The sequence below is a fragment of the Aminobacter sp. HY435 genome (assembly GCF_027568395.1).
In the GTDB taxonomy this organism is placed as follows: Bacteria; Pseudomonadota; Alphaproteobacteria; order Rhizobiales; family Rhizobiaceae; genus Aminobacter.
This window is the reverse complement of the sequence record NZ_JANKZL010000004.1, coordinates 74,338-100,610: the sequence shown is the minus strand read 5'-3', so window position 1 is coordinate 100,610 and position 26,273 is coordinate 74,338. Positions and strand designations below refer to the sequence as shown.

Below are 26,273 nucleotides of genomic sequence, written 5' to 3'. Positions count from 1 at the left end.
TTGCTGTCGGGCGCGGCAGAGGTGTCGTGCGTCCTTCGACAAGCTCAGGATGAGGACCGCTGGCTATCGCCCGACGCAGGATAGCGTCGATAGTGTAGCGTCGACTTTTTCAGGTGGCCAACCCAGCATGGCCAGCGCAGCCTGCCCCCATCGTGCGTCCTTCGACAAGCTCAGGATGAGGTCCGTTGGCGCTATCGCCGGACGCAGGATAGCGCCGATATTGTAGCGTCGACCTTTTCAGGTGGCCAACCCAGCAGGGCCAGCGCAACCGGTCCTCATCCTGAGCTTGTCGAAGGACGCAGTACCGCGCCACCGCATTGCGGCACAAACCGGCCCCTGTAGGGCCGGCCTCAGGCATCCTCAGCGGATCGCCGCGGTGGCCTTTTCCAGCCAGGCGAGCGTTTCGCCGTCGAGCATCGGACCGATCTCGGCCAGAACGCGGGCGTGATAGGCATTGAGCCAGTCGAGTTCCTCGCGGGTCAACAGATCGGCGCGCAGCAGGCGCTGGTCGAAAGGCGCGAGCGTCAGCGTCTCGAAGCCGTGCATGGCGATATCGCCGCCGGGCAAGGCCTCGGGCCTGGTGACGAGAATCAGGTTCTCCAGCCGGATGCCGTAGTGGCCTTCCTTGTAATAGCCGGGCTCGTTGGACAGGATCATGCCGGTCAGCAGCTTCTCGGTGCCGGTCTTGGCGATGCGCTGCGGGCCCTCATGAACCGCGAGATAAGAGCCGACGCCGTGGCCGGTGCCATGGGCGAAGTCGAGCCCGTGCTTCCACAGGGCGATGCGCGCCAGAACGTCGATGTCGCAGCCGCGGGCGCCTGCGGGAAACCGCGCCGTCGAAATGGCGATCAGGCCCTTGAGCACCAGCGTGAAGCGTTCGCGCATCTCCTCGGTGGGCTTTCCGACCGGAACGGTGCGGGTGATGTCGGTGGTGCCGTCCTGATACTGCGCGCCCGAATCGAGCAGGAACAGCTCCCCGTCGCCGAGTATGCGGCTGGTGGCGCGGGAAACGCGATAGTGCATGATCGCACCGTTCGGGCCGGCGCCTGAAATCGTGTCGAACGAGACGTCGCGCAGCGGCATCTGGGTTTCCTCGCCGGTCAACCGGCGACATTCCTCGAGCCTGGTCACCACCTCGATCTCATCGACCTTGCCCGGCTGCTGGCGATCGAGCCAGCACAGCAATTTGGCGACGGCAGCGCCATCGCGGCGGTGCGCGGAGCGGGCGCCCGATATCTCGGCTTTGTTCTTGGTGGCGCGCGGCAGGCGGGCAGGGTCGGGCGCGGAGACCACGGTTCCACCATTGTCTTCGATCAGGGCGCGCAGCCGGTCGGCGGCGAGCACCGGGTCGAGGGCGATCCTGGCGCCTAACTTGGCGAGTGCCGCAAGTGCTGCCTCCAGCCTGGAAGGTGCCTCGATGTCGGCCAACTGGGTGAGATAGGCTTCCTCGGTGCGGCCAAGCTTGCGCTTGTCGAGATACACCTTGTGGCTGCCGTCGGCGGCGAGGATGGCGAAGCCGAGCGCCAGCGGCGTGTGCGGAACGTCTCTGCCGCGGATGTTGAAGGTCCAGGCCAGCGACGACGGGTCGGTCAATACGGCATGGGTGGCGCCGTCGGCGGCGATGGCCGCTGCCAGCCGCTTCAGCTTGTCCTTGGCGAGTTCGCCGGCGAAGGCCTCGGGGTGGATTTCGACGGCCGCCAGCGGCGCATCGGGCTGGTCGGCCCAGATGGCGTCGATGGGGTTGCTCGAAAGCGGCACCAGCGTCGCGCCGGCTTTTTCGGCGGCGGCGGTCAGCGCCCTGACGTCACCCATGGTGTGAAGCCACGGATCGAAGCCAAGCCGCGCGCCCTTGGGAAGTGTTTCCTTGATCCAGCTTGCCGGCGGGTTGTCGATCAGGCTTTCGACGGTGAAGATGTCGAGATCGACCTCGTCACGTACCTGCAGGGTGTAGCGGCCGTCGACGAAGACATATGCGCTCTTGGCGAGCACGATCGCCACGCCGGCCGAGCCGCTGAAGCCGGTCAGCCAGCGCAGTCGGTTGGAGCGCGGGGCGACGTATTCGCCCTGGTGCTCGTCGGCGCGGGGCACGACGAAACCGTCGAGCCCGTTTTCCAAGAGCCACTGCCTGAGAAGTGCTACGCGCGGCTTGCCGACGGAGGGATCGCCGGCGGAATCGAATGACTGGAACATGGTGATTTCCCGAGAATATGCTTTCGGGAACGTATCCGGGCGGGCCGATGCTGGCAACGGCTACGCTCGGACCAGAGACTCAACGCTTGAGGTGGATCGTCACCCAGCCTTCACGGTGGAAGGTCTCGACGTGGCGGAAGCCCGCCGCGACGTAGGCCGCGAGCACGGCGTCGTGCTGGCGGTCGAGGATGCCTGACAGGATCAGCGATCCCCTTGGCGACAGGTGCTGCGCCATGTCGGGGGCCATCAGCATCAGCGGCTGCGCCAGGATGTTGGCGACGATCAGATCGAACGGCCCGCGCGCCGCGAAGATCGGCGCGTCGAAACCTTCCGCCGTCACGGCCTCGACATGGGCCTCGGCGCCGTTCAGGTGCACATTGGCGGACGCGACCTCGGTCGCCACCGGATCGATGTCGGTGGCAAGAACCGGGATCGGCGCGAGTTTGGCGACGGCGATGGCGAGCACGGCGCTGCCGGTGCCCAGGTCCAGCGCGTTGGCCGGCGCTTCCGCCGCGACCACCTTCTCGATCATTTCCAGGCAGCCGGCTGTCGTGCCGTGATGGCCCGTGCCGAAGGCCAGGCCGGCCTCGATCTCGATCGCGATCTGGCCGGGACGAACATCCTCGCGGTCGTGGCTGCCATGGACGATGAAGCGGCCGGCTTCGACCGGCTTCAGGCCTTCCAGCGACTTCGCCACCCAGTCGACATCTGGCAGCACCTCGCGGCCGAGTTGGCCCTTGTGGCCGGATTCTGCAACGACTTCGGCCATGCGGCGGGCGATATCCTCGACCTCGCCGTCGGCATAGAGAGACACCTCATGGATGTCACTGTCCTCGTCGATCTCGATCACGGCGATCGGCCAGCCATCTTCTTCGAAGGCGGTCTCAAGGGCGGCGAAAATGCGGTTGGCGGCTTCGCGGCCTGTGGTGATGTGCAGCCGTGTCTGGGTCATGTTGGATCCGGGGAGTAAGGTCAGCCTTCGTTCGCAAGCCGCTTGAGCTTGGCGAGCGCGGTCTCAGGATTCTCCTCATAGGCTATGGTGCCGAAGAAATCACCCTTGCTGTCGAGCAGCAGCACCGAAGCCGTATGGTCCATGGTGTAGTCGCCGCCCTCGGTCGGCACCTTCTTGGAGTAGATGCCGAAGGACTTGGCCATGGCCGCGATCTTGTCGGGAGTGCCGGTGATGCCGGTGATGCGGTCGGAAACGTTGGTGACGTAGGTGTTCATCACCTCGGGCGTGTCACGCTCGGGATCGACGGAGACGAAGTAGGCGCGGATGTCCTTGCCCTCGTCGCCCATCTGCTTGAGCAGGCCGTCGAGCTCGAACAGCGTGGTCGGGCAGACCTCAGGGCAATGGGTGAAGCCGAAGAATACGGCGCTCGGCTGGCCGCGGAAGGCTGCCTCGGTGATTTCGGCGCCCTTCTGGTCGACGAGCACGAAGGGGGCGCCGAAGGCCTGGGCCGCGTTCTGGCCGCGATACCAGTCGAAGGTCAGCCAACCAACGCCGGCGGCCATGAGAATGAGAATGCCGACAAGGATCGTACGCATCATCGATTGTGATTCCATGTGATTGGCTTGCTTCTCAGAAGCACCACGACATGCCGGCCTCGACGAGCGACATGAAGATGCCGTCGCTGTTGTCCAGCCAGGAGGCGAAGGCGAGGCCCGATGCGGCCGCAAACGCAGCGAGGCCGAGCGCGATCGACGCGGTCCTCGCAAGCGATATGGGCTGGGCCTGTTTCATGTGCTCTTCATAGCGCGCCGCGCGCTTTGTCAAAAGGGACATGTTGACGCCGTTGGCCATGTGGCGAACACCATTTCGCGAGGCGCCGAACCGAGTTAGCCTTGCAACGTGTGCCTTGCTGACCCAAGTGTGGGACGAGATCAGACATCAGGAGATTTCCATGCGGCGCAGCCTTTTTGTTCTTGCGACGGCTCTCGCAGTTGGCGTGGCGGCGCCCGCCAATGCCGAACAGGTCGGAGAAGTCGGTGTCGACTGGTTTGGCAATGACATCGTCATCGATGCCATCAAGGACCCCAAGGTCGAGGGCGTGACCTGCCACGTCGCCTATTTCGACCGCGGCGTGATCGACCGCCTGCAGAAGGGCAATTGGTTCGAGAACCCGTCGGACACGGCGATTTCATGCGAGCAGACCGGCCCGATCAGCATCGGCGACATCTCGCTCTCGCAGGGCGGCGAAGAGGTGTTCAAGCAGGGCATCTCGCTGATCTGGAAGGAGCAGGTGGTCAACCGGATCTACGACAAGCAGAACCAGACGCTGATCTATCTCGCCCATTCGCGGCAGGTGCAGGACGGCTCGGCCAAGATGTCGATGACGACGGTGCCGCTTTACAATCAAGAAGTGGTATGGACCAACGGCAAGCCGCAGTAGCTTCGGCCGCAACGCGGCAGCTTGCGAGGCGGGCAGGGCAGGCGTAAAGCCTGCGGCATGGACACGCCTGCCGACCTGCGCTTCAAGGATGACGAACCGCGCATCCACCCGACATCGGAGCTGAAAAGCTGCCGGCTCGGCCGTCACGTGGCGATCGGCGAACGTTGCGTGCTGCGCGAGGTCGTCGTCGGCGATTACTCCTACTTCGAGCGCCACGCGGAGGCGATCTACACCAGCATCGGCAAGTTCTGCTCGATCGCCGCCAACAGCCGCATCAATGCGCTGGACCATCCGATGGAGCGCCTGACCACCCACAAGGTGAGCTACCGGCCCAACGAGTATTTCCGCTATCTCGGCGTCGACGGCGGCTTCCGCGAGCGCCGCCGCGCCAGGCAGGTGAGGATCGGCAACGATGTCTGGATCGGACATGGCGCCGTCATCATGCCGGGCGTGAGCATCGGCAACGGCGCGGTTGTTGGCGCCAATGCGGTGGTGACGAACAATGTCGCGCCGTTCGAGATCGTGGCGGGCGTTCCGGCAAAGCGGCTGAAGATGCGGTTCCCGGCGGAAATCGTCGCGCGCATCGAGGCGCTCGCCTGGTGGGACTGGCCGGCTGATCGCCTGTTCGACGCCATCCCCGACATGCAGAGCCTGCCGATAGAGGACTTTCTCGACCGCTGGGAAAATCCTGCGACCGAAGCGCCTTTCCACTCGCCCTGAAAAGCCTATTCTGTCGGTATCGGGGGCTGAGCAGGCCCGCAGGCGGAGGCTGTGCTTGGGGATATGGGCAACATTGGCATCAAACGCGTCTACGAACCGGCTGCCGCCGAAGACGGCTACCGTGTGCTGGTCGACCGCGTTTGGCCGCGCGGCATGACCAAGGATCGTGCCGCCGTCGACCTGTGGCTGAAGGAAGTCGCGCCCTCCACCGAACTGCGCAAATGGTTCGGACACGAGACGGCGCGGTGGGAAGAGTTCCGTCGGCGCTACAGCGCGGAACTGGTCAACGCGCGGGCATTGCTCGACGATCTCAGGCAGCATGCCGCCAAAGCGCCGCTGACCCTGGTCTATTCGGCTCGCGACGAGGCGCACAATCAGGCCGTGGTGCTGAAGCAGGTGCTAGAGGCACGCTGAATTTCACTCCTGTCCAATGGCGTTCCGGGAAACGCCGAGGGCGTCGCAGACGGAACCGCTGGGGTCGAGACGTGTTTTTCCTTCGCCAGTCGAAGGGATTTTGCGATGTTCGAGAAGAAGTTCACACGCGTGGCCAACAAGGTTGCCTCTGCCGCCGGACTGCCGCTGACCTTCCTCGGCTGCTGTATCATCGTGCTGGTCTGGGCCGTGTCGGGTCCGGTATTCGGTTTCTCCGATACCTGGCAGCTGGTGATCAACACCGGGACGACGATCATCACCTTTCTGATGGTCTTCCTGATCCAGAACACGCAAAACCGCGATGGCGCGGCGATACAGACGAAGCTCGACGAGCTGATCCGCGTTTCCGCCGGCCACAATAATTTCATCGGCATCGAGCACCTGACCGAAACCGAGGTCGAGGAAATCCGCAAGAAATGCGAAGCGGCGGCCAAGCGGCACGACAAGCAAGCGAAAGGCGCACGCCGCGCAAGTGGTTGACGACCGGGCAAGTCGGAACAACAATGCGACGCGGGTGGGTTGGACGTGACTGACTGGCTGGACATTCTCAAGGAACAAGCCAAGACCGGCGCGGAGATGGCGCGCGAGGTGCCGGCGACGCTGGCCAATCCCGACATCAGCCGCGATCAGGTCAAAAAGCTGTTCGCCGCGCTGGAGCAGCAGGCCGAGTTCGTCGAAAAGCTGCGGCAGGTGCTCGAGGCCAACGACTTCGAGCTTGAGGTACTGGTTGCCGCCGAGCAGCTTGAGGATCGCTACGCGGAACTGGCGGCGTCAGCCGCCGAGCGTCTGAAGCAGATGCGCAGCGACGCATCGGCGCAGCCGCAACAGCGGCCTTCGGTCCGGTAATCGACCTGCCTTCAATCAGGTGAAGACGCCGAAGCGGCGCCTGGCGCGCGGTCAGGCCGGCGGGCTGCCGGTGTGGATGGCCTTCTTGATCTCCATGCGGAAGGTCGGCGTGTCCTTTTCGCCGTGCACGGAAATGGCATGCTGGACGGCGGCGTTGACCAACTCGTCCTCGCTGTCGGCCGCGATGGCCACCGTGCATTTCATTTCGCTCGGGAATTCGCGGCAATCGATATATTTGCGCATCGTCTTCGCCTCCCTGCGATCAGACATTAGCAAAATCTAATCTACTCCCGCGCGCATGGCCTCGCAATCGGCAACTCGCGCGCCTCAAAGCGTGGACGGTTGGGGAGGGGGATGCCCTACCAGACGCTGATCCAACCCGATCCTGGACAAGTTACGTGGAGGGGTGAGGTAGCCTCTCACGCACCCGTCACGAACCCGTCCAGAACCTTCTTCTGGCCGGCCTTGTCGAAGTTGATGGTCAGCTTGTTGCCTTCGACAGCCGATATGTTGCCGTTGCCGAACTTCTGGTGGAAGACGCGGTCGCCGACGTTGAAGCGCGACGGCTCGTTCGACACCGACTTGGCGATGAGTTCGCCTTCGATGGTGCGGCCCTTGACCGAGCCGCGGCCGGCGCCGAAGCCGGAATCGGTTTCGCCATAACCGATACGCTCGACCGAATGGCCGGAGCGGGAGCCCCAGTTGCGGTCGGTGGCCTCGGTGCGGTTCTGCTGCGCGCGCTGCCAGCCGGGGGTGGCGTAAGTGTTGGAGAAGGATTTCTGGCCGACATCGTCGAAGCGCGAGGCGCCGTAGGGATTGCGGCTGCCGCCGCCGTAGCCGCCATAGGAATTGCCGGCTTCGGCGACCTCGACATGCGCCTCGGGCAACTCGTCGAGGAAGCGCGAGGGGATTGTCGACTGCCACAGGCCGTGGATGCGGCGGTTGGAGACGAACCACAGATGCAGGTTCTTCTTGGCGCGGGTCAGGCCGACATAAGCAAGGCGGCGCTCTTCCTCGAGGCCCGATCGGCCACCCTCGTCGAGCGCGCGCTGGTGCGGGAACAGGCCTTCCTCCCAGCCAGGCAGGAAGACTGTCTCGAACTCCAGGCCCTTGGCCGAATGCAGCGTCATGATCGAGACCGCGTCGAGCTGCTCATCCTGCTCGGCGTCCATGACAAGCGCGACATGTTCGAGGAAGGAGCGCAGCGACTCGTATTCCTCCATGGAGCGGATCAGCTCCTTGAGGTTTTCGAGCCGGCCCGGCGCTTCCGCCGAGCGGTCGTTCTTCCACATGTCGGTGTAGCCGCTCTCCTCGAGGATGATCTCGGCGAGTTCGGTGTGCGGCGTGTTGTCGAGCGCCTTCTGCCAGCGTTCGAAATTGGCCGTGACCTCGCGCAGTGCGGCGCGCGGCTTGGGCTTGAGTTCGTCGCTTTCGGCAAGCTGGGCGGCGGCCTGCAGCATCGGCACGCCGAGCGCCCGCGCCGTATCGTGGACCTGGCGGATCGCCGCTTCGCCGAGGCCGCGCTTGGGCACGTTGACGATGCGCTCGAAGGCGAGGTCGTCGGCACCCTGGGCGACGACGCGGAAATAGGCCATGGCGTCGCGGATTTCCTGGCGCTCGTAGAAGCGCGGGCCGCCGATGACGCGGTAGTTGAGGCCAAGCGTGACGAAGCGGTCTTCGAATTCGCGCATCTGGAACGAGGCGCGGACGAGGATCGCCATGTCGTTGAGATTGTGCTTCTGGCGCTGCAATTGCTCGATCGTCTCACCGACGGCGCGGGCTTCCTCCTCGGAATCCCAGGCGGCGTGGACGTTGACCTTGGCGTCGTCGGGGTCGGCCTGCTCGGTGAACAGCGTCTTGCCGAGGCGTCCTTCATTGTGGGCGATCAGATGGGCGGCGGCGCCCAGGATATGCGCGGTCGAGCGGTAGTTGCGCTCGAGCCGGATGACGACGGCGCCCGGAAAGTCCTTGTCGAAGCGCAGGATGTTGTCGACCTCGGCGCCGCGCCAGCCATAGATCGACTGGTCGTCGTCGCCGACGCAGCAGACATTCTTCTGCCCCGGCGCGCCGGTTTCCTGAGCCAGCAGCCGCAGCCACATGTATTGGGCGGTGTTGGTGTCCTGGTACTCGTCGACCAGGATGTATTTGAAGCGCTTGTGGTATTCCTTCAGCACATCCGGATAGGCGCGGAAAATGCGGATCGGATGGCACAAGAGGTCGCCGAAATCACAGGCGTTCAGGGTCTGCAGCCGGTCCTGATAGGCCTTGTAGAGCTCGCGGCCCTTGCCATTGGCAAAGGCGCGGGCGTCGCCCTCGGGAATCTCGGCCGGGCCCAAGCCCTTGTTCTTCCAACCGTCGATCATCATGGCGAACTGGCGCGCCGGCCAGCGCTTGTCGTCGAGGCCCTCGGCCTGGATCAGTTGCTTGATCAGGCGGATGACGTCGTCGGTGTCGAGGATGGTGAAGTCGGAGCGCAGCCCTGCCAGCTCGGCATGGCGGCGCAGCATCTTGACGCCGATGGAATGGAAGGTGCCGAGCCAGGGCATGCCCTCGACGGCCTCGCCGACCAGGTGGCCGATGCGCTGCTTCATCTCGCGCGCCGCCTTGTTGGTGAAGGTGACGGCGAGCACCTGGCTGGGGTAGGCGCGGCCCTGGCTGAGGATATGGGCGATGCGGGTGGTGAGCACGCGCGTCTTGCCGGTGCCGGCACCCGCGAGCACGAGGACCGGGCCTTCGGTGGTCTCGACAGCCTGGCGCTGCTCGGGGTTCAGGCCCTTGAGATAGTCGGGTGCCGAAGGCGCCTGGCGGGCGGCCATGGCGCGCGCGGCGATACCGCTGGGCGCAGGTGTGCTGCCGGGCCGGGGCGGCATTGCGCCGGGCTCGTCGAAAAACGGCATGTCGTCCGGAAAGTCTGACATTTGCCCCGAATGTAGTGATTCGGGGCGGAAAGGCCAGAACCGTCTCTGTTTTGTTCTGGTTTGAGCCGGGGAAAGTGACAGTCTTGACCGGAAAGGCCGGGAGTGGCTGGCTCTGCGCGGGCGTGGCCGGTTCAGGCTACGCCGCGCTTGGATCGCGCCTGGCGCAGTATGACGCGCCAGCGCAGCATTTCGATCGGGATCGGCTCGTTGTTGTTGGCGATCGTAAACAGTTCGTTGTTCAGGTTGCGGAGCGACCGCCAGAAATCATAGTCGCTGATGCGTGGATCGCAGGCGAGCTTGTTGGCAGTCGCTTCGATGTCAGTGTGCATGCCTTGCCTCAAGTCCGGTGCCCGCCGCCCGACTCAATGTCGCTTGGTGGGATTGTCGGAGGCAGTCGGCGGCCGATCAACGAACCGGCGCGTGTGGCAGGCGTTTATGAACAGGTAAGGTTAACCGGCAGGATTTCAGACCGGCTTGCGGCGGATGCCGATCGAGCGGCCGGCGCGCTCGGGCATCGGCAAGGCGGCGTGAGCTGAGCGCATCGCCTCGACCTTGGCAAGGACGTCGCCAGGGAAGGGCGCGACCTTCGGGCCGTTCATGTCGACATGCAGGGCCAGGTATTCGGACGTCGCCGCCAGCCAGCCGTCGACATGACGCAATTCCTGGTAGACGCGCACCCGCTTGTCGTCGTGGTCGAGCAACTGGAAGCTTGCGGTCACGCGATGGTCGAGATGCAGTTCCTGAACGTAGCAGACGTGCACTTCGGCGGTGTAGATGGTGAACCTGCGGTCGCGAGCGTAGTCGGCGCCCATGCCGAGCAGGTCGAGCGCTTCGTCGCTGCAGCGGTCGAAAAGGACGTTGTAATAGGCCATGTTGAGGTGGCCGTTGTAGTCGATCCAGCCTTTCTCGATCTCCATGACGCTGGAAACGAACGGTGCTGGCATGGCCTAATCCTCTTTGACTTTGGTGGCGCTGGACAAACCGGAGCTGACGGCAGATTACCCGAAGATAAGACGCAGGCCAGGCGTCAAGCTGTTCCAATTGCGGAGGAAACGATGGCTCTCAGCGACCTGAAGGCGGCACCGCGCAACGAGGCCGGCATTGCGGCCGCGCTGGGCATCCTCAAGCAGCAGTTCGGCGAGCGCTTCCAGACCGGACAGGCGATCCGCGAGCAGCATGGCCACACCACCACCTATCTGCCCAACCAGGCGCCCGACGGCGTGGTTTTCGCCGAAAGCACCGCCGATGTGCAGGACGTGGTGCGAGTCTGCGCCGAGCATCGCGTGCCGGTGATCGCGTTCGGCACCGGCACTTCGCTCGAAGGCCACGTCAATGCGCCGGCCGGCGGCATTTCGGTCGACACCTCGCGCATGGACAAGATCGTTTCGGTCAATGCCGACGATCTCGACTGCACGGTGCAGGCGGGCGTGACGCGCGAGGCGCTGAACACGTATCTGCGCGATACTGGGCTGTTTTTCCCGATCGATCCCGGCGCCAATGCCAGCCTCGGCGGCATGGCGGCGACGCGCGCCTCTGGCACCAACGCGGTGCGCTACGGCACGATGCGCGAGAACGTGCTGTCGTTGCGCGCTGTCATGGCCGACGGCAGCGAGGTCGTGACCTCGCATCGTGCCAGGAAAAGCTCGGCCGGCTATGACCTGACGCGGCTGCTGGTCGGGTCGGAAGGCACGCTCGGCATCATCACCGAAGTGACGCTCCGGCTGCAAGGCATTCCGCAGGCGATTTCGGGCGGCGTCTGCCCGTTTCCATCTGTTGAGGCGGCCTGCCAGGCGGTCATCGCAACGATCCAGATGGGCATCCCGGTGGCGCGCATCGAACTGGTCAACGCGCTGCAGATGCGGGCGATGAAGAACTATTCCAAGCTCGACTACCCAGAGAGCCCATGCCTGTTCCTCGAGTTCCACGGTTCGGACGCGGGCGTTGCCGAGCAGGCCGCGAGCTTTGGCGAGATCGCCGGAGAATTCGGCGGCGGGCCGTTCCAGTGGACTACCGTCGCCGAGGAGCGGGCGAAGCTGTGGAAAGCGCGGCACGACGCCTACTGGGCGTCGCAGACGCTGAGGCCCGGCGCGCGCGCGCTGTCGACCGATGCGTGCGTGCCGATTTCGCGGCTGGCGGAGTGCATCGCCGAAACCGAGGCCGACATCGAGCGCATGGGGCTGATTGCACCCATCGTCGGCCATGTCGGCGACGGCAATTTCCACACCCTGGTGCTGATGGATCCGAACGACCCAGCCGAAATCGGCCGGGCAGAGGAATTCGTCAATCGGTTGGCCGAGCGGGCGATATCGATGGACGGCACCTCGACCGGCGAGCACGGCATCGGCCAGGGCAAGATGGGGCTGATGGAGCGCGAGCACGGTCACGGGGTTGCCGTGATGCGGGCGATCAAGGCGGCGCTCGATCCCGACAATATTCTCAACCCGGGCAAGGTGCTGCCCGAACTGGCGAAGTAGCGGCATTGGTGGTGGGGCCGACCTGGTAGATCGGCGCCTCCCAAAGCGGTAGCTCGCCGCCTCACATGCTGGAGGTCCGGGCTTCCGCCAATTGGTGCCCAGCCTCGTGTTATCAAAGATAGCGCCTGGCCTATCTTCTGCCGATGCGACGCATGTCGACCACGCGGCCGTCGCTCTGACGAATGGCGATCTCGAAGCGCGTGTTGCCGCGCCATGCCCGGTAGACAAAGAACCGACCGCGGCAGTCGACGCGGCGCACATCCCGGAAGCCACGATTGCGCAGCAGCCTCTCTCCCTGGCTGCAGCTTATTCCTCGGCCTCTGTTGAGACTGGTGCCAATGCTGATGTTGATGTTGACATTGGTCTGGGCGATCGCCTCCGGAGGAAGTGTCATCGGTGACGCCAACAGCCCAAAGGCAAGCCCTGTCGACAGAATCCAAGATCTCAGCATTTGCTTCTCCCCCATTGGGCCTCGGCCAGACGGCCAGATCCTGCCATTCGCCCAGAACTTGCAGTTCACGTCAATTCGCAGGGTTTGGCCAGTGGTTGTGGCGGTGGCGCGCGAAGGTCATCCGGATGCGCCGTTCGGCTTGACCCGACAGCGCTTTGGCCGGACAGTCCGGCTGCCCCCGACATAGGGGCAGCCGGATATTGAAGGCGAGGAGCACAGCCATGGCGATGTCACGGAAGCAGGAAGAACGGGCACTGAGCCAGGACGAACGGCAGCTCGTGGAAAAATCCCGTCATCCAGCGGTCCAAGAGCTGTCGGATGCCGACCTGCGCGACCTGATCAAGACCCTGCGGGAGCGCCGCGACAAGGCGCAGTCCGATGCGCATCGCCTGCGTCGAGAAATGCGCGGCAAGGCGGTTCCGAAAGGGGCGCAAGCTGCGACCCGGGACCAAGGCACCAAGGTCAAGCTCGGCGTGCTGGCAATGGCCATGCGCAGGCTGAATAGCGAGCACGAGCGGCGCCGGCAACTCGTGGCTCGCATCGACCTGGTCGAAAATGCCCGTGCCGCGCTTGCGCTCAAGCAGGACAAGAAGCCGGCGCGCGGCGCCGATTTCAACACGCGGCAGGCGCATCAAGGCATGCGGGCGGTGGAAAATACCCGCGCCAAGAGCCTTGTCCGGCCGATGGAGCGGGGGCGCTTGCGCAAGGCTGCGGCGGTGGCGCAGGCCAAACGCGACGCAAAGTAGCCGCACGTGTCGGGCGTTTTCACGGGACAGACCCGGCCGCGGCGTTGACGCATCGCGGTGGGCAGCCCAACATGTCACCAAATGACCACGCTCCTCGGTTAGACGCCCGGGACGCATAAATAGATTTGCCCCGAGGCAATGCTCGCTCGCCTGTTCGTGATTTTTGGAGGACTGTTCGTACTGGCGCTGTGTGCAGCGCTGGTGGGGCCGTATTTTGTCGACTGGTCGGGCTACAAGGCCGATTTCGAGCGGCAGGCCAGCGCCATACTTGGCCGCAACGTGACCGTCGAGGGCGACGTCACGGCCCGCATCCTGCCGTTTCCTTCGGTGACATTCTCCGACGTCAGCGTCGAAGGCGGGGCCGGCGGCGAACCGGCGATGACCATCGAGACATTCTCGATGGATGCCGAGCTGGCGCCGCTTCTGAGCGGCGAGTTCCTGATCTTCGACATGCGTCTGGTGCGGCCGAGGGCGATCATCGACATCGCCGACGATGGCGTGGTGGATTGGGCCATACGGCCATCGGCGCCGTTCGAGGCAAAGCAGATCTCGATCGAGAAGCTGACCGTGACCGACGGACAGATCACCCTTCGCCATGCCGCGAGCGGACGCAGACACGTGCTGTCGGACATCAACACGGAGGTTTCGGCGCGGGCGCTGACCGGCCCCTGGCGGGTCGACGGCTCGCTCAAGGTCGACGGCATGCGCACCGAACTGGCCGTGACCACGGGATCGGTCGATCCGACCGGCCAGATGCGGCTCAGGATTCGCGCGACGCCGGACAACTATCGCGTGGTGCTGGAAAGCGACGGCAATGTCAGCATGGACAAGGGCCACGGGCGTTATGCCGGTGGTTTTACCTTGCTCGAACGCCGGAGCGAGGCGAAGGTCGGCGACGACGCCATCAAGGCCAAGCTTGCCGGAAAGCCCGTCGATCCCGGGTTTCGGGTGAAGGGCAAGTTCACGCTCGACCACGCCAGGCTCGGCATTGACGAGTTCCGCTTCGAGACCGGGCCGCTGGAAGACCCGTATACGGCCGACGGCACAGCCGGGTTAGATCTTGGCGTCTCGCCGCATTTCGTTATTTCGGCCAATGGCGCGCAGGTGCGTTTCGACGAAGCCGTCGGCGGCGAGCAGGCCCGGGCAGGTTTTTCCATCTCGCAGCGGCTTGGCGCACTGGAGCAGGCGCTGGTCGCCCTGCCGCAGCCGAGCATTCCCGGGACCATCGATGTCGACCTGCCGGCGATCGTGGCCGGCGACACAACGGTTCGCGATGTCAGGCTTTCGGCCGAACCGGGCGACGGTGGCTGGGCGGTGAAGTCCCTGGCTGCAACTCTGCCGGGGCGGACGCGGCTGGAGGCCGACGGCTTCCTGCGCACCCGCGATGGCCTCGGTTTCGACGGACAACTGCTGCTGGCGGTGGGGCAGCCTTCGGGCTTCGCGGCCTGGGTCGCCAGCGACATCGACGAGGCGGTGCGGCGGCTGCCGGCTGCCGGGTTCAAGGCCAGGGTCGCGCTGACGCGCGAGCAGCAGCGTTTCGACGATGTCGAGCTCGTTTTGGGCAAGGCTAGGTTCAACGGGGAGCTGGACAGCTTGCAGCCGGGCGACGCGCGCAGCTCGGTTACCATGAAGCTCGACGGCGGCGAGCTGGATGTCGAGGGCCTGCGCGCCTTCGGCTCGCTGTTCGTGACGGATCAGGGCGCCAATCGCTTTGCCGACACCGACCTCGATCTGGCGGTCAAGGCCGGGCCGGTCAAACTGGGTGGCATGAGCGCCGAAACCATCGATACGGCCCTCAGGCTGCGCGAGGGCGTGCTGGAAATCGACCGGCTGTCGGTCGGGGGACTCGCCGGCGCCTCGATCAGCGCAACCGGCAAGATCTCGGATTTCCCGGCATCGCCGAAAGGCAATCTCGATGCTTCGGTGGTTGCCGTCGACCTGGCGCCGCTGGTGCAGCTCGCCGCCGAACAATCGCCCGACAACAGATTGCTGTCGGGGCTTGCACAACGGGCGACCGATTATCCCGGCCTTTTTGCCGATGCGCGCATGGATATCGTGGCAAGTGCAGCTGACAATGGCGACGGCACGACCGGGCTGGCGCTGAGCGCCCAGGGGCAAGCCGGAGGCTCCGATCTTTTGGCGACGCTTTCCGCCCCGGCATATGCCGGCGTTCCGGGGACGGCGCAGCTGACGCTCAATGTCTCGGCTCGCAACGAAGACGCCACCTCGTTGCTGGCGCTGGCCGGTCTGCCAGCATTGCCGCTCGGCGTGGTGGGCGCGGGCGAGATCGAGATGGCTGCAAAAGGCGCCGTTCAGAGCGGTCTCGATGTGACCGCGAGCCTGAAGGGCGCGGACACGTCCGCGCGCTTTTCCGGCACCGCGGCCTTGCGCGAGGGGGCACCAAGCCTTTCGGGCCATGCAACTCTGGATGCCGCCGACATCGAGCCATGGCTGATGACAACGGGTGTTTCGCTGCCCGGCATGGGCGTGGGCAGCGCCGTCGCCCTTGCCGCCGATGTCAGTGTTGCGGGCGGGGCGCTTGTCCTCGACAGGCTGGAAGGAACGGTCAACGAAGGCGCGGTCGCGGGCAATCTCCGGAGTGAACCGGTCGACGGCGTGCCGCATATCGTCGGTTCGCTGGCGCTCGACGAACTCGATCTCAGGCCCTTCGCGGAGATGCTGGTCGGGGCCGGCGCGCTGGAAAGTGCCGATGGTGAGTGGCCGACTGCTGCCTTCGCCGCGAAATCCGCGGCGCCCTTCAGCGCTGACCTTCAGCTGGCGGCGGCGACGCTCCTGGCCGAACCGCTGGGAACGGCTGCGAATGCGAATTTGTCGCTGCAACTGAGCGGGCAATCGCTCAGGCTGGAAAACATCGAAGCCGAATTGTTCGGTGGCAAGCTGGGCGGCCTCGTCGAGCTCGAAAACAATGCCGGTACGGCGCTGCTGTCGAGCCAGCTGAAAGTCGACGGCGCCGACGTTTCGGCGATACCGGGAGCCGCCATGCTGGGCGGCAAGGGCCGCTTTTCGGCAACCCTGTCGGGAAGTGGCAAATCGGTGGAGGGGTTGGTCGCCTCGTTGTCGGGCTCCGGCACAGCATCCGTCGAAGGCCTGACCGTTCCGGGCATCAATCCCGATGCCTTCCAGCCGATGATCGCCAGAGCGGATGCGCTGGGCCGCGACATCAATGCGGCGCGCGTAGCCGACTTCGCGCCCGCGATCGCCGGCCAAGGAAGCTTTGACGCCGAGCGGGCCGAGGTCGCCTTCACGGTTGCCGGCGGCATCCTGCGGGCGCCGCCGCTGTCGTTGAAAAGTCCGGCGGCGACGCTGAGCGCCGACCTGCGCGCCGACGCCAATGCCGGCACGGTCGCTGCCGTTGGCGCAATCTCCTACGCGCCGGGCGCCGAAGAACTCGCCGGCTCCGAGCCGTTGATGCGGTTCCAGCTCGACGGCGTGCCGGGTGAAACCGCCTTTGTCTTCGACAGCGAACCAATGACGCAGTTCCTGACCCAGCGCGCACTGGAAAAGGAGCAAGCCCGGGTCGAGGCGATGCAGTCCGTCTTGCTGGAGAAGCAGCGGCTCAGGCGTGAAACCCGCTACTATTCGGCACAGCAGGCGGAGCGGGAGCGCAAAGCCGAGCAGGCGCGGCTGGCTGAAGCGGCCCGTCTCCGGGTGGAAGAAGAGGCGCGGGCGCAGGCGGAAATCGAACGCCTCAAGGCGGAGGAAGAGGCGCGGGCCGCGGAGGTCGCGGCAAAAGCAGAGGCTGAGGCCAAGGCCGCCGCTGCCGAAAAGGCTCGCCTGGCCGAGGAGGAGACAAGGCGCCAGCAACTCGAGAAAGAGCGCCGCTCAGCCGAGGAGAGGGCGAGAACGGACGCGGAGGCATCCCAGTCGACACCCGCCGCCGAAATCGAGCGCGCGCCCTTGCCGGAAGCACGGCCACTGAATGTGCCGGCGGCGCCTGCGGAGCCGGCCCCGCAGACGCCCGCGCCCAGGAAAGTGCTTGAGCCGATGAACCTCGAGGATTTCTTCAAGTCCCTGCAGAGCCAGTAGGCAACACGCCGCGCGGCATCAGCCGGGCTTGGCGCTCTTGCGAACGTCATGGAGACCTGCGCGCGTCAAGTCCGGCTGAACGCCCCTGACTTGGCCTGTTCGAGCACAAAAAGCCTGAGCGCGGAGGACAGGTTGGCATCGCGGCGACGTTGCGCGTCGACTTCGGCGACGAGTGCCGCCAGCGCAATGCCGCGACCTGCGGCGATGGCCACAAGGTCGTCGTAGAACGGTTTTTCAAGCGAATAGCTGGTGCGGTGGCCGCGGATCGTCACCGAGCGTTTTTCGACCAGACTCACTGTCCGGAGGTCTCGGGATCGCGCTCGAGGCGGTGGCCGTCGATGAATTTGTCGTCGCGTTCGGCGGTCAGCCGCTCGCGTGCCTTTTCCGCCTTGGTGCGTCCGTGCAGGGCGCGATTCTGCTCAGCCAGCGCTTCACGATCGCCGCGCGCTTTCTGCTTCCTGAACTGGCGGAGATTGACGATGTCGGCCATGCGACCTCGCCGCGGCTACTTCTTGCGGAAAGCGTCGAGCGAGACGACGTCGGCGCCCTTGGTCGGTGCCGGCTCGTCCTGCGCTTCCTTTTCGGCTGCCGCGGACTTCTTCTTCGATTCGGATTTGCGCTCGGCCGGCTTGACCATGGCCACCGGTTCGGCCGGTGCTTCCTCGGGCGCGGGAGCTTCGGTCTCGGCCTTTACCTCGAACTCAAGCTCGAAGTTGACCGAGGGGTCATAGAAGCCACGCACGGCGGAGAAGGGGATTTCCAGCTTTTCCGGAACGTCGGAGAACGACAGGCCGACTTCGAAGCCGGTGTCGGTGACCTTCAGGTCCCAATACTGGAACTGGATGACGATCGTCATCTGCTCCGGATAGCGCTCGCGCAGGCGGCTGGAGATGCGCACGCCCGGCGCGCCGGTCATGAAGGTGATGAAAAAGTGATGGTTGCCCGGCAGGCCTGTGCGCGCGACTTCCGCCAGGACTTTGCGCATTACGCCGCGCAGTGCCTCCTGTGCCAGGATGTCGTAGCGGATCTGGTCTTCGGCCATAAGTCGATGCGGGTCCGATTGAATCTTCCCCTTACCTGTAATCAAGCTTGAGGCCGGCGTAAACCGGATATAGCGCCGTATTGCCGATGATCAGGTCGCGGATGGGCGCGCCTTGCCGTAGGCGCGCAGGAAGCAGCGGACGGCGTTGGTGGCGGCAGCGTGGAGTTGCTCTTCGGAGACGGTATCGCCAAAGATCATCGCCATCTGCAGGTCGGCATTGACCAGCGCGAGAAACTGGCGCGCGGCAACATCGGGATCGTCGAGTTCGAGCCAGCCGGCGAGGGCAAGGCGGGCAAAACGCGCCGCAAGCGCCGCCCATGTCTTGGCCGGTCCCTGTTCGCGCCAGCCGGCAAACAGTTCGGGATAACGCTCGCCTTCGGTCTGCAGCAGTTTGCGCAGGAACTTGCCATCGCGATTGCACAGGCAGTTCTGATTGAGCCTTACCGCGAAGGCGACCAGATCCGCCTCAAGGTCGACAGGCTTGTCGGGGAAGGTGGCCAGGGTCTCGAAAATGCCGGCGTTGATGCGTTCGGTGATTTCGCGCACCACTGCGACCAACAGGTTTTCCTTGTCGCCATGGTGATTGTAGACGGTCTGCCGCGACACGCCGGCTTCCGCGGCGATGAGGTCGATATTGGCCCCGGCAAAGCCCTCGCGGCAGAAAACGCAGGCCGCAGCGTCGATGATCGACAGGCGCTTGGCGGAATGGCTGCGGGCAACCGCAATGTCAGGAGCGATGGCAGGTGTCATGGATTTTTTATATAGCCGTGATTGACGATTTGGACAAGTATGTCTAAAAATATGGACATTGCACTGAGGAAACGGTTCGGGAGGAGTCGGATCCTCGGTCTGCCAAACGTCCTTGGATTACACGTCGCCGACTGTTCGCGGCGGAAACCAGATCCGAAAGAATCACGTCATGACACCCCAGTTTCTCCGCGTAGCGGTCGTGCTCGGCCTTTTGTCGGCCATCGGCCCGTTCGCCATCGACATGTATCTTCCCGCACTGCCGACCATCGGCGCCGACCTCAATGCCGGAACCGCCGCCGTGCAGATGAGCCTGCTTGTGTTCTTCCTCGCCATGGGCCTGGCGCAGATCGTCGTCGGACCGATCTCGGACATGATCGGCCGCAAGGCGCCGCTCTACATCGGTCTCATCTTGTTTGCCATTGGCGGGGTGGGCGCAGCGCTCGCGCCCAACATCGAATGGCTGATCTTCTTCCGCGTCATCCAGGGCCTTGGCGCCTCGGCGGGCATGGTTGTGCCCCGCGCCATCGTGCGCGACCTCCACACCGGGACCGAGGCGGCGCGGCTGATGTCGCTGCTGATGCTGGTGTTTTCCGTGTCGCCGATCCTTGCGCCGCTGACCGGTTCGCTGGTCATCGAGGGCTTTGGCTGGCGCGCGGTGTTCTGGGTGGTGACCGGTGCCGCCGTGCTCGCCATCGTCCTTCTGGCGACCTCGCTCAAGGAAACGCGTCCTGCCGCACATCGCGGCGAAAGTTCTGTCCGCAGCGCGCTGAGTGGCTACCGCTTCCTGCTCGGCGACCGCAATTTCCTCGGCCTGACCGCGATTGGCGGCTTCGGCATCGCCAGCTTCTTCGTCTACCTCGCCAATTCGTCGTTCATCCTGATCGACCACTACGGGCTGTCGCCGTCGGTCTACAGCGTGTTCTTTTCGATCAATGCGGTGGCCTTCATCGGCATGTCGCAGCTGACTGGCCTGCTGACCAGCCGGTTCGGCCTGCAGCGCGTGGTGCGCGTGGCAGTGTTCGGCTATGCGACGATGATGGTGCTGCTGCTTGCCGTCTTCGCTGCGGGTGTCGACCGGCTCGATGTCCTGGCGTCGCTGCTGTTCGTCGGCTACGGCTTCCTCGGCCTGGTCATCCCGACGACCTCGGTACTGGCGATGGAAGAGCACGGCGAAATTGCCGGAACGGCGTCCGCGCTGATGGGCACGCTGCACTTTGCCATCGGCGCGGTGGCCATGGCGGTTGCCGGCATCTTCTTCGACGGCACGCCGCTGCCGATGGTCTTCGGCATCACCATTTCGGCAGTCATCGCCTTCGCGCTCGCCCAGGTGACCCTCGGCCGCAGCCGTCAGGTGATCGAAGCGCCGGCGGAATGACGAGAAAGGGTTCTTTCAGCGCGAGGTAGTTGCTGGCGGCGGCCACGCCGCTGCCGCGATAGGACACGACTTCGCGGTCCGGCGTCCTGGAGTCGAGCGGGGCCGTCAGCGCCGGCTGCGACTGCAGGCCTGAAATGCTGGCCCAGATTGTCGCGCCGTCTTCATGTCGTCTTGCTATCGGCTTGTTTACTGTTGGGAGGTAAGTCGCGCTGAGGACCACCAGAAGCATAGCGTAGACACCAGGGTCGCCAAAATCTTGAAGTTCATTCCCTCAGCCCTGCTGCTGCTGTTTGCAGTTGCTTTTTGTTGCGTTTGGCTGCTTGAGCGCCGGCGGCGGCACTTGATCCTGTTTTCGCTGGCGTTCCTGACGATGAGTGCTGCGACCGTGGTGCAGTTTGCGCTGTGGCCCGCCGACATCGGCTACAACACCGTCGTGTCGGCCTCGCTTTATGCCGCAGCGCCGCTGCTGCTGGTTGAGGGCGTGCTTTCGCGGTCGGGCAAGTCGATGCCGCGCATGGCGCATGCGGCCTGGTTGGCGGCAATCGTCGGGTCGCTCGCCTATTACTATTATGCCGAGAACAACCTGCAGATCCGGGTCTATCTGTTGAACCTTGGCATGGGAGGCATCATCCTGCACGGCGCCTGGCTGCTGCGGCACATGATGCGCGGCAGCGTCATCGACCGCGCGATGCTGTGGCTGATGGTGGGGCTGGCGCTGACCTTCATCGCCCGGACGCTGATGACCGGCGGTTCCGTGCCCACGGACGACGTCGCAGCCTTCTTCGAATCGGAATTCTGGGTCTGGGCGCAATTCACCATGTCGGTTCTTGGCGTGGCGATGGGGCTGGCATTGCTGCTGGTCGGCAGCGCCGATGTCATTTTCGCGCTCAAGGCGGAGCGCGACTGCGATCCGCTTACCGGGATGCTCAATCGGCGCGGATTGCAGGGGCGCGCGTTCAAATTGCTGGCAGCCGGCAAACGCATGCCGCTCAGCATCGTTGCCTGCGACATCGACAGGTTCAAAAACATCAACGACCGCTTTGGCCATGCGACAGGCGATGCGGTGCTGTCCGCCTTCGCCAACGTCGTCAGGACGAATGTGCGGACAAGCGACATCGCCGCACGCACCGGCGGCGAGGAGTTCGTCATCGTTCTCAAGGACAGCGCGGTCGACGATGCCTACGCCCTGACGGAGCGGCTGCGCCGTGAAGTGGCAAGCGTGCGCTTCGCCGGAATGCCCGACGATTTCGTCGTCACCTGCAGCTTCGGTATCGCCAGGCTGCACGATGGCGAAGGGCTGTGGGAGGCCATCGGCCGCGCCGACAAGATCCTCTATGCGGCCAAGCGCTCGGGGAGAAATCGTACCTTCGCCGAAGGGCTGCAATTGCCCTGTGCCGCATAGGCTTTACAGGCGCGAATGGTCGAGGACGAATGCCAGTCGTTCTTCCACCGGCGCGATAGGCACTTCCAGCAGTTGGTAGCCCAGGCCGGTGTAGGTTTCGACCATGGCTTCGTGGGTCCTGCGGGCTTCGTCATGGTGCTGCTTGCGTTCTGAGTCCTGGGTAAAGATTTCCGGCCAGTACGGCAGCATGAAAACCATCGGATTGTAGCGGAACTGCCGCGCAGCCTGCTCGACGTGGCCGGGAACCGTAATTTTCGACAGCCTGAGATAGCCGACGACGTCTGGCACGCCGCGGTCGAAGTAGACCGGACCGGGCGTGGCCTGAGCGACGGCGTGCGACCGCATTTCCCATGACAGCATCAGCTCGGCAAACAGCGCCCTGTCGCGCCAGGGCAAAGCGGGGCCATCGATGGCAACCTGATTCTGGATGATGCCGCGGCCGGCTTCCACCGACGTGGCGTGGCCGGCGCCGGCAAGCGCCGCGATCAGGGTCGTCTTGCCCGAACCCGGGCCGCCGGTGAGCACGAAAAAGCGGTCGCAGTCGCGATCCATCGGTGTCTCCTTGAATGGAACTGGGGGGCGAGTACGGCGGCGTGGCGTGCGCAAGTGCAATGCCGTCCGCAAGGCAGACCGCCCGCAGTGTCGGGCCCGCCGGATAGTCGCAGAATGTCTTGGGGGAGAGAAGTGGAGGTTTCTGTTGCCAGGTACCTCCGAACCCCGCCTAGAAGTGCGAACCACTAGGACTTAATTTGAAGCTATCGCACAGCTTACGCTGCGAGACGTGCTTCCGCATAGTTGTCGTTTGCAACTACAAGTTTAGCCCGATAACGGTGGTACAATGCCGAGCAAAAGTCCGATCTTTACACCCTCGTCGATCCTATTTCGCCCCCAGCAAAAACCGTCGATCGACTGTGCGACGACTTTTGGTGGAGGCGCCGGGTACCGCCCCCGGGTCCGAATGGCTTATTTCATCGGCAGTTTATCGCCATAGTCAGACAAGCTGACGATGCGAATATAAGGATGCGGCGCACAAAATGGAAGACCGGAACGGCAAGCATACATGACGTTCGCAACAGATTTGTGCGGCCGCGCGAACAGGCAGGGTTGACTCGCGCGTTGCGCGAACCGAAGCTCCCGGCGCAGGGGAAAGCATACACAGTATGTGAACCGGTCAAGGCCGGGCCGCCCCAGCGGGAAGAGACGTTATCCTGTCGACGAGGGGAATACTCATGACCGACTATCTTGCAGACGTGAAGAAGTACGATGCCGGCGCCAAGGAATTGGCGGTGAGCAAGATCGTCAAACATCTCGGCATCGCGCTGCGCAACCGCGATTCTTCCTTGGTGTCCTGCACCGATACCAAGGAGCTGGACCGCGTGAAGGCTGGCTGGATCGCCAAGAAGCTGGGCGTTTCCGACGCAAAGGCCGCCGACGGCGCGCTGGAAAAGGTCTGCAAGGCCATGTCGGCCGACAACACCAAGAACCGCGTCACCTTCTACTATCTGGTGGCCAAGGAGCTTGGGAAGCTCGGCTCACTCTGATTTCCGACAGCAACGGGCTCCGGCATCGGACCGCAGAGGTCCGGTGCCGCGTTTTGTTGACATGATCCCAAAGGCGGGCTCGCGCTGGGTGCGGATTGCGCAGCGCATGCCGGTCCGCGTCAATGCGCCTGGGGATGACGCCATGTGCATTCGTTTCCAGAGGCCGGACACTCCGGTATGATCTGGCAAACGACGAATCGAGCTCGACCGATGCGCCAGTATCTCGACCTTCTCAGCCATGTCATGGAAAACGGCTCCGACCGCGGGGACCGCACCGGCACCGGCACGCGCTCGGTGTTCGGCCACCAGATGCGTTTCGACCTGGGCAAAGGCTTCCCGGTCCTCACCACCAAGAAGCTGCACCTGAAGTCGATCATCCACGAGCTTTTGTGGTTCCTGGCTGGCGACACCAACATCAAGTACCTCAACGACAACGGCGTTTCGATCTGGGACGAATGGGCCGATGCGAACGGCGACCTCGGCCCGGTCTACGGCAAGCAGTGGCGATCGTGGCCGACGCGCGACGGCGCCGAGATCGACCAGATCGCCAATCTCTTGGCGCAGATCAGGAAGAACCCGAACTCGCGCCGGCTGATCGTCTCGGCGTGGAACCCGGAAGAGGTGGACGCGATGGCGCTGCCGCCGTGCCATTGCCTGTTCCAGTTCTATGTTTCGGATGGCAAGCTGTCGTGCCAGCTCTACCAGCGCTCGGCCGACATCTTCCTCGGCGTGCCGTTCAACATCGCCTCCTATGCGCTGCTGACGATGATGGTGGCGCAGGTGACGGGGCTGAAGCCGGGCGATTTCGTCCACACGCTCGGCGACGCGCATATCTACCACAACCACTTCGAGCAGGCCCGCGAACAGCTCGGGCGCACGCCCAAGGCGCTGCCGACGATGTGGATCAATCCTGATGTGACGGACCTGTTTGCCTTCCGCTTCGAGGATTTCCGGCTCGAGAACTACGTCGCCGACGCCTCCATCCGCGCGCCGATCGCGGTGTGAGGCGAGGGCCATGCCGTCAGGCGTGGCGTGGCCTCGGCGCAAGCTGGCACAATCGCGGCGGACAACGGCTTCGCTTCGATCCTGCCAGCCCAGCTGATCTCGGTGCGTCCGGCATGTCACGCTCTGCCTTTTCGAGCGCTTTTCGCGCAGCGTCGGTCTGTCGCCGATGGACTATCTTCTTGCCTGGCGCATGAAACCGAGCATGCATTGTTCGTTCGCGACGTGACGGCGGACCCCGACAAAGAACGACCGTAGCATGTAGCCTGTGGCGTCCCAGTTCACGTCCTTTCGCCCGTGCGCAAGCTTGGTCAGCGTCCTGACTATTTCTTCGGCCGCGGCCCTGTCGCCCTCATGCTCTCGACACATCCGGCACAAGGTTTCGCTCGATGCGTGCGCCTCCGCCAGTCCCGTGAGATGCGGAAAACAGAACCGTTCTTCGATCTCGCATACACGGTCGAGTTCTGGCTTGAGAGATGTCGCAACGCTCCTGCACAGGGCGGGCGTGACATGGCGCGGAAGGGAGTCGGCGATGTCCTCCAACATGTCGCAGAGCATCAGCAGCCGGCAGTGCCGGCGATCAAGTTCAGCCAGCCATCTGGGGCAGTCCGACTTCAACTTGGACATCTACTGCCCCATCAACAATATGGCGAAGACTGCCAGAGTGCACATGACGGCAGCGATCGTACCCGTCTTTTGAAGGACCCCCATCCGGTACATGAGGCCAGCGAAGCCAACGATGATTGGAGTTGCAACGGCCAGACCAATTTGTGCGTCCGACATATCGGCCCCTTTCGACGAAATTGTTACGGGTCCGGCCAGCTCGGGTGCCGGAGTTTAAGCGGTTGCGAGCATATCCTGCTGCGTGACCGCGTCTTTGCGCGATCACAAAGACATTTGCGCCATGACAAAGAAGCCGCCCGCGGTTCAGCATTAGGTCGCTGGATGGAAGCAGCCACATTTGTGACGCACGCCGCTGAGGAAGCGGACGGCAGCGATGATTTTCTCCTTTGGATATTGGTCTGGAGCGAGTTGGCCGCCTTTGGCCTGCTGCTCGGCGCTTTCCTTGTCGCGAGCGTCATGCAAATTGATCAATTCGCCGCCGCTCGGGCACACCTCAACATACCGCTCGCCGCCGTCAACACCGCCGTGCTCCTTACGAGCGGGTGGCAGGCTGCGCTCGCAACATCGGCCAATGCATCGCGGGGCCGGGCGAGGTGGGCACTCATACGCGCCGCCTTCCTTGGCTTCTTGTTCGTGGCCATCAAGCTTGCCGAATACAGCGGCGAGATCGGCTTTGCCGGAGACGATGCCTATGGCGTGTTCTTCGAACTCTATTTCCTGCTGACGGGCTTCCACCTGATGCACGTTGTGTTTGGGGTTTTCGTGTTGCTGGTGGTGAGTGTGCGGGCTGCGCCGGCGAACACGCATCTCATCGCAACGCTCTGGCACACTTTCGACCTGATATGGATCGTCATGTTTCCGATCGTGTATCTGGCATGAGCAGCGTCGACCCCAGCAACCCGAGGCGACTTACGTTCGCATGGCTTGCGTTGCTTGCCCTGAGTGTAGCGAGCGCATTGGCAGCACAGCTGTCCTGGGCCGTCATCGGTCTTGTGTTCGTTTTGGGCCTGGCCTTCTTCAAGGTGCGCCTCGTGGCTCGGGATTTCATGGACCTGCGCGGCAGCAACCCGACGATGCGGCGTGCGTTGCTCTGCTGGTGCCTGGTCCTTGCGCTTGGTGCGCTGGCGAGGGCGGTTGTCGTCTCCGTCGCGGCAGGCTGAAGCAGTCCGCTTTTGTTTGCCAAAACGCAAAGAACGTCTTCCCCAAACTCATAGAAGGGTTCGGACCGGACGGCATCCGGAGAGCGGCGGCTGGCCCGCCGGGATGAAACCGTTCGAACCATACCGCGCCCGCGGAAATCTGACTGGGAAAGGAACGCGT

The 26,273-nt window shown here is 64.1% G+C and carries 29 protein-coding genes and 1 other RNA gene; 14 read left to right on the top strand and 16 right to left on the bottom strand.

The features are described from left to right. Positions 1-360: 360 nt before the first annotated feature. The 4 genes from PCJ21_RS05530 to PCJ21_RS05515 form a co-directional block, all read right to left on the bottom strand. Entirely contained in the window at positions 361-2,190 is a 1,830-nt protein-coding gene (locus PCJ21_RS05530) for an aminopeptidase P family protein (protein WP_269930379.1), read from the bottom strand. Between the two features lie 79 nt (positions 2,191-2,269). Beyond that, positions 2,270-3,142 carry a 50S ribosomal protein L11 methyltransferase gene (locus tag PCJ21_RS05525; RefSeq protein WP_269930378.1) on the bottom strand — a complete coding sequence of 291 codons (873 nt, stop codon included), beginning with the start codon at positions 3,140-3,142 and terminating at the stop codon, positions 2,270-2,272. A 20-nt stretch (positions 3,143-3,162) separates the two neighbouring features. Further along, on the bottom strand, positions 3,163-3,741 hold the full coding sequence (locus PCJ21_RS05520) for an SCO family protein (RefSeq protein WP_269930377.1): 579 nt from the start codon (positions 3,739-3,741) through the stop codon (positions 3,163-3,165). A 31-nt stretch (positions 3,742-3,772) separates the two neighbouring features. Next, positions 3,773-3,976: a hypothetical protein gene (locus PCJ21_RS05515; protein ID WP_269930376.1), complete on the bottom strand. Its 204-nt coding sequence runs from the start codon at positions 3,974-3,976 to the stop codon at positions 3,773-3,775. 118 nt (positions 3,977-4,094) lie between these two features. Between PCJ21_RS05515 and PCJ21_RS05510 the strand changes: the two genes are divergently transcribed. From PCJ21_RS05510 to PCJ21_RS05490, 5 genes are all read left to right on the top strand, one after another. After that, positions 4,095-4,583 (top strand): CreA family protein, encoded by a 489-nt coding sequence (locus PCJ21_RS05510; RefSeq protein WP_269930375.1) that lies wholly within the window; start codon positions 4,095-4,097, stop codon positions 4,581-4,583. A gap of 57 nt (positions 4,584-4,640) precedes the next feature. After that, entirely contained in the window at positions 4,641-5,303 is a 663-nt protein-coding gene (locus PCJ21_RS05505) for a DapH/DapD/GlmU-related protein (RefSeq protein WP_269930374.1), read from the top strand. A 63-nt stretch (positions 5,304-5,366) separates the two neighbouring features. Then, positions 5,367-5,717, top strand: coding sequence for a DUF488 domain-containing protein (locus PCJ21_RS05500; RefSeq protein ID WP_269930691.1), 351 nt, complete (start codon positions 5,367-5,369; stop codon positions 5,715-5,717). Positions 5,718-5,822: 105 nt separating this feature from the next. Beyond that, positions 5,823-6,215, top strand: a complete 393-nt coding sequence (locus tag PCJ21_RS05495) for a low affinity iron permease family protein (RefSeq protein ID WP_269930373.1) — start codon at positions 5,823-5,825, stop codon at positions 6,213-6,215. 45 nt (positions 6,216-6,260) lie between these two features. Next, positions 6,261-6,581 (top strand): hypothetical protein, encoded by a 321-nt coding sequence (locus PCJ21_RS05490; RefSeq protein WP_269930372.1) that lies wholly within the window; start codon positions 6,261-6,263, stop codon positions 6,579-6,581. Between the two features lie 51 nt (positions 6,582-6,632). Here PCJ21_RS05490 and PCJ21_RS05485 read toward each other — a convergent pair whose 3' ends face one another. From PCJ21_RS05485 to PCJ21_RS05470, 4 genes are all read right to left on the bottom strand, one after another. After that, the gene (locus tag PCJ21_RS05485) at positions 6,633-6,824 is read right to left on the bottom strand and encodes a DUF1059 domain-containing protein (RefSeq protein ID WP_269930371.1); all 192 of its coding nucleotides are present in this window, start codon (positions 6,822-6,824) and stop codon (positions 6,633-6,635) included. Positions 6,825-7,000: 176 nt separating this feature from the next. Beyond that, positions 7,001-9,499: an ATP-dependent helicase gene (locus tag PCJ21_RS05480; RefSeq protein ID WP_269930370.1), complete on the bottom strand. Its 2,499-nt coding sequence runs from the start codon at positions 9,497-9,499 to the stop codon at positions 7,001-7,003. A 131-nt stretch (positions 9,500-9,630) separates the two neighbouring features. Continuing rightward, positions 9,631-9,828, bottom strand: a complete 198-nt coding sequence (locus PCJ21_RS05475; protein WP_269930369.1) for a hypothetical protein — start codon at positions 9,826-9,828, stop codon at positions 9,631-9,633. Positions 9,829-9,963: 135 nt separating this feature from the next. Further along, on the bottom strand, positions 9,964-10,443 hold the full coding sequence (locus tag PCJ21_RS05470) for a thioesterase family protein (RefSeq protein ID WP_269930368.1): 480 nt from the start codon (positions 10,441-10,443) through the stop codon (positions 9,964-9,966). Between the two features lie 111 nt (positions 10,444-10,554). On the opposite strand from PCJ21_RS05470, the gene PCJ21_RS05465 reads away from it, so the two are divergent. Beyond that, positions 10,555-11,973, top strand: a complete 1,419-nt coding sequence (locus PCJ21_RS05465; protein WP_269930367.1) for an FAD-binding oxidoreductase — start codon at positions 10,555-10,557, stop codon at positions 11,971-11,973. Between the two features lie 130 nt (positions 11,974-12,103). On the opposite strand, the gene PCJ21_RS05460 is transcribed toward PCJ21_RS05465, so the two are convergent. Beyond that, the gene (locus PCJ21_RS05460; protein ID WP_269930366.1) at positions 12,104-12,367 is read right to left on the bottom strand and encodes a hypothetical protein; all 264 of its coding nucleotides are present in this window, start codon (positions 12,365-12,367) and stop codon (positions 12,104-12,106) included. A 278-nt stretch (positions 12,368-12,645) separates the two neighbouring features. On the opposite strand from PCJ21_RS05460, the gene PCJ21_RS05455 reads away from it, so the two are divergent. Beyond that, a complete protein-coding gene (locus tag PCJ21_RS05455; RefSeq protein WP_269930690.1) occupies positions 12,646-13,170 on the top strand; it encodes a hypothetical protein in 525 nt (174 codons plus the stop codon). A gap of 138 nt (positions 13,171-13,308) precedes the next feature. Further along, positions 13,309-17,217, top strand: a complete 3,909-nt coding sequence (locus tag PCJ21_RS05450; protein ID WP_269930365.1) for an AsmA family protein — start codon at positions 13,309-13,311, stop codon at positions 17,215-17,217. A gap of 65 nt (positions 17,218-17,282) precedes the next feature. On the opposite strand, the gene PCJ21_RS05445 is transcribed toward PCJ21_RS05450, so the two are convergent. The 4 genes from PCJ21_RS05445 to PCJ21_RS05430 form a co-directional block, all read right to left on the bottom strand. After that, positions 17,283-17,513, bottom strand: coding sequence for a ribbon-helix-helix domain-containing protein (locus tag PCJ21_RS05445; protein ID WP_269930364.1), 231 nt, complete (start codon positions 17,511-17,513; stop codon positions 17,283-17,285). Next, the gene (locus PCJ21_RS05440) at positions 17,510-17,707 is read right to left on the bottom strand and encodes a DUF4169 family protein (protein ID WP_269930363.1); all 198 of its coding nucleotides are present in this window, start codon (positions 17,705-17,707) and stop codon (positions 17,510-17,512) included. The genes PCJ21_RS05445 and PCJ21_RS05440 overlap by 4 nt, the downstream gene beginning before the upstream one ends. A 15-nt stretch (positions 17,708-17,722) precedes the next feature. Next, positions 17,723-18,259 (bottom strand): SspB family protein, encoded by a 537-nt coding sequence (locus tag PCJ21_RS05435; protein ID WP_269930362.1) that lies wholly within the window; start codon positions 18,257-18,259, stop codon positions 17,723-17,725. Between the two features lie 90 nt (positions 18,260-18,349). Next, positions 18,350-19,009, bottom strand: coding sequence for a TetR/AcrR family transcriptional regulator (locus tag PCJ21_RS05430; protein ID WP_269930361.1), 660 nt, complete (start codon positions 19,007-19,009; stop codon positions 18,350-18,352). Between the two features lie 169 nt (positions 19,010-19,178). Between PCJ21_RS05430 and PCJ21_RS05425 the strand changes: the two genes are divergently transcribed. Together PCJ21_RS05425 and PCJ21_RS05420 are read left to right on the top strand one after the other, a co-directional pair. Continuing rightward, on the top strand, positions 19,179-20,384 hold the full coding sequence (locus PCJ21_RS05425; protein WP_269930360.1) for a multidrug effflux MFS transporter: 1,206 nt from the start codon (positions 19,179-19,181) through the stop codon (positions 20,382-20,384). Positions 20,385-20,724: 340 nt separating this feature from the next. Further along, on the top strand, positions 20,725-21,786 hold the full coding sequence (locus PCJ21_RS05420; protein WP_269930359.1) for a GGDEF domain-containing protein: 1,062 nt from the start codon (positions 20,725-20,727) through the stop codon (positions 21,784-21,786). Positions 21,787-21,789: 3 nt separating this feature from the next. Here PCJ21_RS05420 and PCJ21_RS05415 read toward each other — a convergent pair whose 3' ends face one another. Continuing rightward, positions 21,790-22,338: an AAA family ATPase gene (locus PCJ21_RS05415; RefSeq protein WP_269930358.1), complete on the bottom strand. Its 549-nt coding sequence runs from the start codon at positions 22,336-22,338 to the stop codon at positions 21,790-21,792. A gap of 131 nt (positions 22,339-22,469) precedes the next feature. Continuing rightward, positions 22,470-22,830, bottom strand: a transfer-messenger RNA (tmRNA) gene (gene ssrA, locus PCJ21_RS05410). A gap of 185 nt (positions 22,831-23,015) precedes the next feature. Between ssrA and PCJ21_RS05405 the strand changes: the two genes are divergently transcribed. Both PCJ21_RS05405 and PCJ21_RS05400 read left to right on the top strand, forming a co-directional pair. Beyond that, positions 23,016-23,327, top strand: coding sequence for a DUF2853 family protein (locus PCJ21_RS05405; protein ID WP_269930357.1), 312 nt, complete (start codon positions 23,016-23,018; stop codon positions 23,325-23,327). Between the two features lie 210 nt (positions 23,328-23,537). Then, positions 23,538-24,332, top strand: a complete 795-nt coding sequence (locus PCJ21_RS05400; protein WP_269930356.1) for a thymidylate synthase — start codon at positions 23,538-23,540, stop codon at positions 24,330-24,332. Positions 24,333-24,503: 171 nt separating this feature from the next. On the opposite strand, the gene PCJ21_RS05395 is transcribed toward PCJ21_RS05400, so the two are convergent. Beyond that, positions 24,504-24,956 carry a hemerythrin domain-containing protein gene (locus PCJ21_RS05395; RefSeq protein WP_269930355.1) on the bottom strand — a complete coding sequence of 151 codons (453 nt, stop codon included), beginning with the start codon at positions 24,954-24,956 and terminating at the stop codon, positions 24,504-24,506. Positions 24,957-25,274: 318 nt separating this feature from the next. Between PCJ21_RS05395 and PCJ21_RS05390 the strand changes: the two genes are divergently transcribed. Both PCJ21_RS05390 and PCJ21_RS05385 read left to right on the top strand, forming a co-directional pair. Next, positions 25,275-25,832 carry a cytochrome c oxidase subunit 3 gene (locus tag PCJ21_RS05390; RefSeq protein ID WP_269930354.1) on the top strand — a complete coding sequence of 186 codons (558 nt, stop codon included), beginning with the start codon at positions 25,275-25,277 and terminating at the stop codon, positions 25,830-25,832. Continuing rightward, positions 25,796-26,113 (top strand): cytochrome C oxidase subunit IV family protein, encoded by a 318-nt coding sequence (locus PCJ21_RS05385; protein WP_333474384.1) that lies wholly within the window; start codon positions 25,796-25,798, stop codon positions 26,111-26,113. Before PCJ21_RS05390 ends, PCJ21_RS05385 begins: the two co-directional genes overlap by 37 nt. Positions 26,114-26,273: the final 160 nt, after the last annotated feature.

What these genes read in the sequence shown, in the direction of transcription:
- PCJ21_RS05390 (WP_269930354.1), top strand. Translation starts at nt 25,275, where the DNA reads ATGGAAGCAGCCACATTTGTGACGCACGCCGCTGAGGAAGCGGACGGC.
- PCJ21_RS05395 (WP_269930355.1), bottom strand. Translation starts at nt 24,956, where the DNA reads ATGTCCAAGTTGAAGTCGGACTGCCCCAGATGGCTGGCTGAACTTGAT.
- PCJ21_RS05525 (WP_269930378.1), bottom strand. Translation starts at nt 3,142, where the DNA reads ATGACCCAGACACGGCTGCACATCACCACAGGCCGCGAAGCCGCCAAC.
- PCJ21_RS05485 (WP_269930371.1), bottom strand. Translation starts at nt 6,824, where the DNA reads ATGCGCAAATATATCGATTGCCGCGAATTCCCGAGCGAAATGAAATGC.
- PCJ21_RS05470 (WP_269930368.1), bottom strand. Translation starts at nt 10,443, where the DNA reads ATGCCAGCACCGTTCGTTTCCAGCGTCATGGAGATCGAGAAAGGCTGG.
- PCJ21_RS05415 (WP_269930358.1), bottom strand. Translation starts at nt 22,338, where the DNA reads ATGGATCGCGACTGCGACCGCTTTTTCGTGCTCACCGGCGGCCCGGGT.
- PCJ21_RS05450 (WP_269930365.1), top strand. Translation starts at nt 13,309, where the DNA reads ATGCTCGCTCGCCTGTTCGTGATTTTTGGAGGACTGTTCGTACTGGCG.
- PCJ21_RS05475 (WP_269930369.1), bottom strand. Translation starts at nt 9,828, where the DNA reads ATGCACACTGACATCGAAGCGACTGCCAACAAGCTCGCCTGCGATCCA.
- PCJ21_RS05425 (WP_269930360.1), top strand. Translation starts at nt 19,179, where the DNA reads ATGACACCCCAGTTTCTCCGCGTAGCGGTCGTGCTCGGCCTTTTGTCG.
- PCJ21_RS05510 (WP_269930375.1), top strand. Translation starts at nt 4,095, where the DNA reads ATGCGGCGCAGCCTTTTTGTTCTTGCGACGGCTCTCGCAGTTGGCGTG.
- PCJ21_RS05530 (WP_269930379.1), bottom strand. Translation starts at nt 2,190, where the DNA reads ATGTTCCAGTCATTCGATTCCGCCGGCGATCCCTCCGTCGGCAAGCCG.
- PCJ21_RS05430 (WP_269930361.1), bottom strand. Translation starts at nt 19,009, where the DNA reads ATGACACCTGCCATCGCTCCTGACATTGCGGTTGCCCGCAGCCATTCC.
- PCJ21_RS05460 (WP_269930366.1), bottom strand. Translation starts at nt 12,367, where the DNA reads ATGACACTTCCTCCGGAGGCGATCGCCCAGACCAATGTCAACATCAAC.
- PCJ21_RS05500 (WP_269930691.1), top strand. Translation starts at nt 5,367, where the DNA reads ATGGGCAACATTGGCATCAAACGCGTCTACGAACCGGCTGCCGCCGAA.
- PCJ21_RS05400 (WP_269930356.1), top strand. Translation starts at nt 23,538, where the DNA reads ATGCGCCAGTATCTCGACCTTCTCAGCCATGTCATGGAAAACGGCTCC.
- PCJ21_RS05385 (WP_333474384.1), top strand. Translation starts at nt 25,796, where the DNA reads ATGGATCGTCATGTTTCCGATCGTGTATCTGGCATGAGCAGCGTCGAC.
- PCJ21_RS05505 (WP_269930374.1), top strand. Translation starts at nt 4,641, where the DNA reads ATGGACACGCCTGCCGACCTGCGCTTCAAGGATGACGAACCGCGCATC.
- PCJ21_RS05440 (WP_269930363.1), bottom strand. Translation starts at nt 17,707, where the DNA reads ATGGCCGACATCGTCAATCTCCGCCAGTTCAGGAAGCAGAAAGCGCGC.
- PCJ21_RS05465 (WP_269930367.1), top strand. Translation starts at nt 10,555, where the DNA reads ATGGCTCTCAGCGACCTGAAGGCGGCACCGCGCAACGAGGCCGGCATT.
- PCJ21_RS05495 (WP_269930373.1), top strand. Translation starts at nt 5,823, where the DNA reads ATGTTCGAGAAGAAGTTCACACGCGTGGCCAACAAGGTTGCCTCTGCC.
- PCJ21_RS05520 (WP_269930377.1), bottom strand. Translation starts at nt 3,741, where the DNA reads ATGATGCGTACGATCCTTGTCGGCATTCTCATTCTCATGGCCGCCGGC.
- PCJ21_RS05480 (WP_269930370.1), bottom strand. Translation starts at nt 9,499, where the DNA reads ATGTCAGACTTTCCGGACGACATGCCGTTTTTCGACGAGCCCGGCGCA.
- PCJ21_RS05435 (WP_269930362.1), bottom strand. Translation starts at nt 18,259, where the DNA reads ATGGCCGAAGACCAGATCCGCTACGACATCCTGGCACAGGAGGCACTG.
- PCJ21_RS05455 (WP_269930690.1), top strand. Translation starts at nt 12,646, where the DNA reads ATGGCGATGTCACGGAAGCAGGAAGAACGGGCACTGAGCCAGGACGAA.
- PCJ21_RS05405 (WP_269930357.1), top strand. Translation starts at nt 23,016, where the DNA reads ATGACCGACTATCTTGCAGACGTGAAGAAGTACGATGCCGGCGCCAAG.
- PCJ21_RS05515 (WP_269930376.1), bottom strand. Translation starts at nt 3,976, where the DNA reads ATGTCCCTTTTGACAAAGCGCGCGGCGCGCTATGAAGAGCACATGAAA.